Genomic DNA, 2216 nt, shown 5'->3' on the forward strand with positions numbered 1-2216 from the left:
GGTTGTTTCGGCCCAAAACCAGAAGAGGAGCTATATGTTGCATTTGAAAATGCTGCCAAGCAAGAAAAAACAATGTTTGAAGATGCGAAAAAATTAGAGTCATTAGAGAAAGAGGGGCAAGTATTATATAATCAAATTGTCCAAGAAGGAAAAGATAATAATCAGGCTGTTAAGGATAAGCTTGATCAAGCAGTGAAAAATACAGCTGAACGAGAAAAAGTTCTTATTAAAGAAAAAGAGGCTTTAAATAAAGCGCAAGAAGAAGTGAAGTCAGCTGATAAGCATGTGAAGAAAATTGAAGATAATAAATTAAAAGACCAGGCGGATAAAGTAAAGAGTACTTATGAGAAACGACATGATTCATTCCAAAAGATGTACGATAGCTATAATAAATCTTTAAAGCAAGAAAAAGAATTATATACAATGCTACAAGATAAAGGTACAAAATTAAAAGATATTAGCGAGAAAGTAAAGTTAGTAAACCAAGCATATAAAGATATTGAGACAGAAAAAGATAAGTTTAATGAATATACGAAATCATATAATACAGAAAAAGTTGCATTCTATAAACAAGCGAATATTAAAATTAAGGAAGATAAAAAATAAAACAGTTTGGCCTAATATGGGCCAAACTGTTTTATTTTTTTGTATAGGTACGGCTATACCATGGAACTGCTTCGTTTAATTTTTTTTCTTGTTTTAATGCTTCAGGACCAATATAATCTTGAAGTGTTTTTTTTGCTATTGTTAAAGATAAGGTTGTTTTCGGATTTCGATAGGAGGATTCAAGGTGACCAAGATGCGGTAGGGTGCGAAAATCATCTTTCGTAGGAGGGATATGGAAAAAATAATCACCTAAACGTATAAGAACATCGGATTGTTGTTGACTAAAACGTGGATTTCTAGAAAAATGTAATCCTTCTTTGATAGCCTTTTTTTCAGTAATTAAGCGTTCTAAAGCAGTCTTTTTTAACCAATATAAGTACTTAGGGTTAGTTGCAGCTTTAGCATGACGATTCACAACGAAAATAGATTGAGCTAGTCTATTAATAGAATGTTGATTATGTAATTGAGATTGGGGTTGTGAAGGTTTCATATTGAATCTCCTTTCAAGTTTTTCTTATTATAGCATAAATAAAATGGGTTTTTATTATATGCAAAAAGTAATTGTATATATTTTCAATATTAAAGCAATATTGTTACAAAAAACAACTATTTTGTATAATAGTGATAGAATATGTTTCAGAAATTTGATAATGAAAGAGTGAGAAGTTTGAAAGAAATATTAAAACTACAATATGCCATTATAGACATTGGTTCTAATACAATGCGTTTAGTTATTTATGAAAAACAAAGCGGGGGTTTTTATAAAGAGATTGAAAATACGAAAGTGGTCGCTAGGTTAAGAAATTATTTAGTAAATGGTGTATTAAGTGAAGAAGGAATAGAAGTATTATTACAAACATTATTTCAATTTCAAGAAAGTACACGATTCCATAAGTTACATCATGTACTTTGCGTTGCAACGGCAACAATTAGACAGGCTGAGAATCAAGATGAAATTAAAAAACTTGTTGAAGGGCAAACAGATTTTACTCTTAGAGTTTTATCAGAATATGAAGAAGCACGTTACGGTTATTTAGCAGTTATGAATTCCACTTCATTTTCAGAAGGAATTACAGTTGATATTGGTGGGGGGAGTACAGAAGTTACATACTTTCGAAATAGAGAAATTTTAGAATATCATAGCTTTCCTTTTGGAGCACTTTCTTTAAAGCAACAATTTATTCAAGGTGATATTMCTACTACAGAAGAGTTAGAGGGAATAAAAAACTATTTATGGTATCAATTTCGAACGCTACCATGGTTAATCGATAAAGAATTACCCCTTATCGCAATTGGGGGGAGTGCGAGGAATATGGTGAAAATCCATCAAAATTTAATTTGTTATCCTATAGCTGGATTACATTTATACAAAATGAAAGAAGAAGATATTAAACATGTAAAAGAGGAATTAAAAGAATTGTCGTTCATAGAGCTTCAAAAGATGGAGGGGTTAGCAAAAGATCGAGCAGATACAATTATTCCAGCAGTCGAAGTCTTTCATATGCTTGTTAACGTTATAGAGGCACCGGCATTTATATTGAGTAAAAAAGGATTAAGAGAAGGTGTTTTTTATGAAGAATTAGCGAAAGATTTGGGGATTTCGTACTATC

At 31.1% G+C, this 2216-nt stretch carries 3 protein-coding genes; 2 read left to right on the forward strand and 1 reads right to left on the reverse strand.

Annotated features, from left to right (window positions below; genetic code table 11):
* The coding region (locus AC1DTM_RS23505; RefSeq protein WP_477001014.1) for a YkyA family protein at positions 1-606 on the forward strand (606 nt) is incomplete at its 5' end.
* 31 nt (positions 607-637) lie between these two features.
* Here AC1DTM_RS23505 and AC1DTM_RS23510 read toward each other — a convergent pair.
* Complete coding sequence (locus AC1DTM_RS23510; protein ID WP_002160666.1) at positions 638-1096, reverse strand: YkyB family protein; 459 nt, start codon at positions 1094-1096, stop codon at positions 638-640.
* A 141-nt stretch (positions 1097-1237) separates the two neighbouring features.
* On the opposite strand from AC1DTM_RS23510, the gene AC1DTM_RS23515 reads away from it, so the two are divergent.
* Positions 1238-2216: Ppx/GppA phosphatase family protein (locus AC1DTM_RS23515; RefSeq protein ID WP_477001015.1), on the forward strand; the 979-nt coding region annotated here is incomplete at its 3' end.

It is taken from the genome of Bacillus sp. P4_D3, assembly GCF_056401855.1.